General features: G+C 41.4%; 8 protein-coding genes. 6 read left to right on the top strand and 2 right to left on the bottom strand.

The genetic code is table 11. The annotated features are described in order from the left end of the window. From AACS92_RS17735 to AACS92_RS17720, 4 genes are all read left to right on the top strand, one after another. On the top strand, positions 1 to 1,447 hold a 1,447-nt coding region (locus tag AACS92_RS17735), incomplete at its 5' end, for an RHS repeat-associated core domain-containing protein (protein ID WP_241538035.1). Between the two features lies 1 nt (position 1,448). Further along, positions 1,449 to 1,928: a hypothetical protein gene (locus AACS92_RS17730; protein ID WP_099111889.1), complete on the top strand. Its 480-nt coding sequence runs from the start codon at positions 1,449 to 1,451 to the stop codon at positions 1,926 to 1,928. Positions 1,929 to 2,095: 167 nt separating this feature from the next. Beyond that, on the top strand, positions 2,096 to 2,593 hold the full coding sequence (locus tag AACS92_RS17725; protein WP_241538034.1) for a CPCC family cysteine-rich protein: 498 nt from the start codon (positions 2,096 to 2,098) through the stop codon (positions 2,591 to 2,593). Positions 2,594 to 2,944: 351 nt separating this feature from the next. Beyond that, positions 2,945 to 3,361 (top strand): hypothetical protein, encoded by a 417-nt coding sequence (locus AACS92_RS17720; RefSeq protein WP_099111888.1) that lies wholly within the window; start codon positions 2,945 to 2,947, stop codon positions 3,359 to 3,361. A gap of 140 nt (positions 3,362 to 3,501) precedes the next feature. Here AACS92_RS17720 and AACS92_RS17715 read toward each other — a convergent pair whose 3' ends face one another. Continuing rightward, the gene (locus AACS92_RS17715) at positions 3,502 to 3,846 is read right to left on the bottom strand and encodes a SymE family type I addiction module toxin (protein ID WP_099111887.1); all 345 of its coding nucleotides are present in this window, start codon (positions 3,844 to 3,846) and stop codon (positions 3,502 to 3,504) included. A 140-nt stretch (positions 3,847 to 3,986) separates the two neighbouring features. Then, complete coding sequence (locus AACS92_RS17710; RefSeq protein WP_099111886.1) at positions 3,987 to 4,316, bottom strand: SymE family type I addiction module toxin; 330 nt, start codon at positions 4,314 to 4,316, stop codon at positions 3,987 to 3,989. Between the two features lie 345 nt (positions 4,317 to 4,661). Between AACS92_RS17710 and AACS92_RS17705 the strand changes: the two genes are divergently transcribed. Both AACS92_RS17705 and AACS92_RS17700 read left to right on the top strand, forming a co-directional pair. Beyond that, entirely contained in the window at positions 4,662 to 4,916 is a 255-nt protein-coding gene (locus tag AACS92_RS17705; protein ID WP_099111885.1) for a type II toxin-antitoxin system Phd/YefM family antitoxin, read from the top strand. Beyond that, on the top strand, positions 4,916 to 5,341 hold the full coding sequence (locus AACS92_RS17700; RefSeq protein ID WP_099111890.1) for a type II toxin-antitoxin system VapC family toxin: 426 nt from the start codon (positions 4,916 to 4,918) through the stop codon (positions 5,339 to 5,341). Before AACS92_RS17705 ends, AACS92_RS17700 begins: the two co-directional genes overlap by 1 nt. The last annotated feature ends 131 nt before the right edge of the window (positions 5,342 to 5,472 follow it).

The following is a 5,472-nucleotide window of genomic DNA, read 5'->3' as shown; positions in this document are numbered from 1 at the left end:
GCAAGCGACCGCCGTTAACCGGAGCTGGCAATACGACCGATCCCATAATGTGCGGGTGATTGACGACAGCCGCTGGGGGCAAACGCGCTACCGTTACAATACTAATGACCAGATATTGCATACCCTGTTCGAGGGCGCGCGTCCGCATGAAGAGCGATTCAGTTATGATGCCAACGGTAACCTGAGCCAACATTTGCCGACTGATGCTCGGGGGGCAATGGAGCAGCTCAACCAACGGCAACAAGCCGGGCGTGTTGTGCAGCAAGGAAATATCCGTTATCGCTATGATGACAATGGTCGTCTGGTGGAAAAAACCGAACAGCGCGATGGCTTCCGTCCACAAATCTGGCGCTATCGCTGGGATACCCAGAATCAGCTCACCCACTGTGAAACCCCGGATGGCTCGCGTTGGCAATATAAATATGATCCTTTTGGCAGACGACTCCAAAAACTGAGAATTCACGATGGAAAACTGGCAGCGACTAATTTACAGTTATGGTTGGCAGGCAAACCGGATTTAGAACCGAAAGCCGATGCCACTATGGGGAAAAATTACCTGTGGAGTGGCGATCAGCTTATAGAAGAAACACCAATTTACGCCGATGGTACGCCAGCTGAAAGTCAACATATCCGTTGGTTATATGAGCCGGGTTCCCTCACGCCATCGGCACGTTTTGAGCTGGGTAAGCTACACTATGTGGTGAGTGACCATCAGGGAACGCCCCGGGAGATGCTCAACGAGGCAGGCCAGCTTATCTGGGCACAGCGGCTGAGAACTTGGGGGCAGACAGATCGTTCTCAGGTAATTGCGTCCAATGATGCAGACTATCATGTTGACTGCAATTTTAGGTTTATGGGCCAGTACGAGGATGAGGAATCCGGGCTTTACTACAACAGGTATCGGTATTACTCACCGAAGACTGGACAATATATTTCACCCGATCCTATTGGATTATATGGGGGTGAAAATCCGTATGGATATGTTCACAACCCGACAGGATGGGTAGATCCTCTAGGATTGGCAGAATGTCCTCTTATTGAGCGAATCATTAATGATGCAAATAAGGTTGCGTCCCCAGATGGGCATATAACACCTAAACAAGCAGAAATATTGAGAGGTAATTCACCTGTTATTCAAAGACGTAGTGCTGCTCAAAATAGATTTGTAAGAAAAGAATTCGAGAAGACACAAAAGTATTTAATGAAGCAATGGGAGTCTAATACAGGCAGAAAATGGCCTACTGGAGCAACCCCTCACCATATAATTCCATTAGAAAGTGGTGGAGCCAATAAATGGTGGAATTTAATGCCGACTTATGGAAAATTACCTAATCATTCACTTCCCGGAATACCTGGCCCACATGCTGCAGGAGGAGTCCTCCGCACTACGATTCAACAAGGAAGAAAAGCTCTTCCACCGGGAACTATAACTGACTTGAGATTGTAACATGATTGATATTAACGTAGAGTTAGAAAAAATTGTGAAAGCGAATTTTTTCGCTAATATGGGATTATTTGATCTTCATGATGAAAATGTGATTCTTATTGAGAATGTCGAAAAAGTATTTATAAATCCTTCTGATTTTGAATTTAAAGGATATTATAAAAACACTGAATGGCTTCCAACGTCACCAACTCAAGAAGATCCATTCTATAAGAAGCAAGACAGCACTAAAAATCTTCTAGAAATTAGGATGAAAATAAATAAAGCAGTGATGAATGCAACTAAAGAGATAGATAAAAGTAAATTTATATCTAAGCCACATGATTTTCATCAAGCAGCAAGGAATGCTATATGCTACGCGTTTAGGCAATACGTAACTGAAAATTTTTTTAATCTTGGTAATAAATGGGAAAGCATAGTAAATATATATTATGCAGGACATTGGCCAGTTGGGATTTCTAAAGAAAAAGTCATAGTAATTTAATATGAAAGCCGGAAAGATCTATGTGATCTTCCGGCTAATTATCATAATGTTACATTATAATCCCCCATCAATTCCCGCATCTTTAACATAATCTAATTGAGCTGTCTGATTAGCATTGGTAGGGATAAAGATGCCTTCCAAGCTGCAATTGAATTGGCGAAAAACTTATGATGAAAATTGAATTTTTATATTCTGAATTAATTGAATTTTTAAAAATGCACTCGTTATTTAAGGGGAGTATAGATGAACGAATTCAACTCCTTATTGAAGCAGGAGAAATAGAAGAAGATCTACCATCGGAAGCAATAAAACAAAAATACAATGATGTTATACTTAATAATGTTAATTATTCAAAATTACTAAAAAATAGTTTTTTTGAAAAAATAATAAAAGACATAACTGGAAACGAAATATCTATTATAGGTCGAGATGATTACTTAATTAGTGGTATCCATTGCCCAGCCTGTAATTATATTGTCTTTGAAAATAAAGAAGATTCATTCTATGAAATCTGTCCTGTTTGTATGTGGCAAAATGATGGCAGCGTCGGTGATGATTATAGCAGTTGTAATCATAGCACCATGAATGAATACACAAAAAAAGATTCCTTTAAACTCAAATTAATTACAGGTAATGAAAAATATATGAAATTTTGCAATAAATAACCGGAGATAAATTACACTTTAAAGTGTTTCCAATAAAGCTGGAAAGATCTCCATGATTTTCTGGCTTTATTCTCATAGTATATGATGCAAACAAAGTACTATATACCTTTTCATAATAGTGAGAGTATCAGCATGTGGTGTTCCTTACCCCGCGTGTCACGCGGAGTAAGGAATACTCCTATCATTTTTAAAAGCTATTTAGGTAAGAAGTATTCACATCCTAGAGAAGTGGCAGTTTTATTCTCTTAGGGAAGGTTAAATATGAAAACAAATTAGATACAACAATAGCAATGGCAATGGCAATGGCAATATAGGTAGCCATAATAGTTCAAATCCGAAAAGGAATGAAAAATGATATGCGTCAATGAAAGAAAAATCAAAATAATAATAAATGGTGAAATGGAAGAAGCTGAATTGCATTTGATTGATTTTCCTGATAGACATTGTTGTTTAAAAATATTTCATAATAACAATCAGTTGGCAGAATCAAATGACACTGATTACTTTTCATGCTTTATAAATTTAAGAAACCAATTAAAAGATGTAGTCTTTCTTTGCAAAGGAGCAAAAATAAATGTATTTCCATCGGCAATGCAGAGGGATATGGGGTTAGGTATAGCAGCTTATGAAACTAAATTAGGTCAGTATGGCTTACCTGAAAATCAGGTTCATATATTTGATTTTGAGGATAAAGATGTTGATGTCACCCCAGAAGAGCTGGCTCAATTTCATTATCAGTGGTTTGAATCACTAGGGAAAAATAATTGATTTATTAGCATAGGTAAGCCGGAAAGAGCCACTCAATCTTCCGGCTTGTTGCTATACATCATGTCATAGAAGTGATATTCGATGTCGAATCAATTTATTAATTCCATTACACTATCAGCAATAAAAAAGTCTTACACAGCTCAGACGGGTATCAGACCAGACTCTGTCATCAACATAATTTTGCCGTAACCGAAAGCAATTTGAACAGGCTTATCCAGCAAACCGGTTTCCGTTAACCAGTCGCCCGCCAGATACAGTTCGCCATTATCACGTACCCAATCAATGCCCTGCTTCGGATCATTTTCCACAGCGTGGAACAGGGTTGCCGGATCATCGTCCGGCTTCGCCAATGTCAATATCAATCCGTTGTGATATTGCTGGATATGAAACAAAGTATTGGGCGTAAATCCCATCTGCTGCATATCATCACCACTTAATACACATTCCGGTTTTTCAGCGTTTTCAGTAGAAAATCCAAGCTCCATAGATTCCTTCTTTGTTGATTCATAAAATAAAATGCGAGCGGCTTCGCAAAAGAAAATTTTTGCCATTTTAAGTGCAAAGCACAGATTACGCAGTCGCGTTCAATACTATGTTTTAGTTGATAAAACATAGCATTATGCGTTTATTTCGGCAGCTTTTTATTTAATTTTCCGGGGAATTGCCGTAGCCAGTGTGCCACGGCGATATCATCCCATTCGCCTTCATTCAGGCTTTTTAAGCAGTGCCACAGTTCATGAAAATTTTGGGCCGTGATGATCAGACAACCGGGCATTACTCTGATTTTTAACGGATCATTGATGGAAAACCCGGCTTCCAGCAGCCATTTTCCGCTTAAATTGATGGCAGGGATCGTACGGTTCACCCCATTGGGGCGGTAAACCACTTTCTGATAACGTTCCGGTTGGGAAATTTTGTAAATGCGAGTGCCTGCAGTAGAATGCGTGTCAGCCATAATAACTAATCCTGTAGTTGTTGTGGTTAGCGGTTTTAGCGTGTTTCCAGCACGTTAAAACCGCGTTTAAATTTTCACCGCCACTCTATCCCCCGCCCAAATAACATGCCACTGACAAAAATGACCTTTGCAAAACGGCTCGCAAAATAACGACAGAGAATGTATTCCATTTCTATTGACTATCGGCTCGGAATAGCTGCCTCATGCCGGACATCAAAGAGTAGTAAAACCAACAACCGTATTACCTGCCGCCATTTGGGAAAATGAAAAAGCGAACAAACTTTGCACGATTATTCATAATGTAGTAATGTACCTATATAGTGAATTTAAGTAGGAGCTACAGCCATGACTATTACCACTCTCTCCAGCCGGGAGCTAAATCAGGATGTGACCCGTGCGAAGAAAGCAACCAAAAACGGCCCAGTATTCATCACTGATCGCGGCAAGCCTGCGCATGTGCTGTTGAGCATCGAAGAATACCGGCTGCTGACAAAGCAGCATCGTAACATTGCCGATTCGCTGGCGATGCCGGGCGTTGCGGACATTGAGTTTGAACCCCAGCCCGTGACTATCGGCACCCGTCCGGCTGATTTCTCATGATGTATGTACTCGATACCAATGTCGTGTCCGAGCTACGAAAAATTCGGGCAGGGAAGGCTGATCCGAACGTAGTGGCATGGGCTGAAAATGTTGATGCCACTGCTCTCTTTGTGTCCGCCATCACCATCATGGAATTAGAATTTGGCATTTTATTGATTGAGCGTAGGGACGCCACACAGGGGGCTATACTGCGGGCGTGGCTGGAGCAACATGTCTTACCGGAGTTCTCTGAACGAACATTGCCTGTCGATACCGCCGTAGCACAACGCTGCGCTCGGTTGCACGTACCAGACAGATGCAGCGAGCGTGATGCGCTGATTGCAGCAACAGCACTTGTGCATGGTATGACGATAGTCACGCGTAATGTAGCCGATTTTCAAGCCTCAGGAGTAACAATCCTCAATCCGTGGGAATCGAGTCTATAATGGTGGCCAGAAACTATTTGTTAGCGGATTATCGTGTGCGCTGCTGGAGGTCTTTCAGCATGTCATGCAGTCTCTCAATGGCCTGCGCATTTTCCGCAGCGGATTGCTTGTAACGCGCATCGACTCTGGCC

It is taken from the genome of Xenorhabdus sp. KJ12.1 (assembly GCF_963876495.1).
GTDB classification, from domain to species: Bacteria; Pseudomonadota; Gammaproteobacteria; order Enterobacterales; family Enterobacteriaceae; genus Xenorhabdus; species Xenorhabdus stockiae.
Note: the sequence above shows the minus strand (reverse complement) of the source record. Positions and strands in the feature narration are given on the sequence as shown.

What these genes read in the sequence shown, in the direction of transcription:
- AACS92_RS17730 (WP_099111889.1), top strand. Translation starts at nt 1,449, where the DNA reads ATGATTGATATTAACGTAGAGTTAGAAAAAATTGTGAAAGCGAATTTT.
- AACS92_RS17725 (WP_241538034.1), top strand. Translation starts at nt 2,096, where the DNA reads ATGATGAAAATTGAATTTTTATATTCTGAATTAATTGAATTTTTAAAA.
- AACS92_RS17720 (WP_099111888.1), top strand. Translation starts at nt 2,945, where the DNA reads ATGATATGCGTCAATGAAAGAAAAATCAAAATAATAATAAATGGTGAA.
- AACS92_RS17715 (WP_099111887.1), bottom strand. Translation starts at nt 3,846, where the DNA reads ATGGAGCTTGGATTTTCTACTGAAAACGCTGAAAAACCGGAATGTGTA.
- AACS92_RS17710 (WP_099111886.1), bottom strand. Translation starts at nt 4,316, where the DNA reads ATGGCTGACACGCATTCTACTGCAGGCACTCGCATTTACAAAATTTCC.
- AACS92_RS17705 (WP_099111885.1), top strand. Translation starts at nt 4,662, where the DNA reads ATGACTATTACCACTCTCTCCAGCCGGGAGCTAAATCAGGATGTGACC.
- AACS92_RS17700 (WP_099111890.1), top strand. Translation starts at nt 4,916, where the DNA reads ATGTATGTACTCGATACCAATGTCGTGTCCGAGCTACGAAAAATTCGG.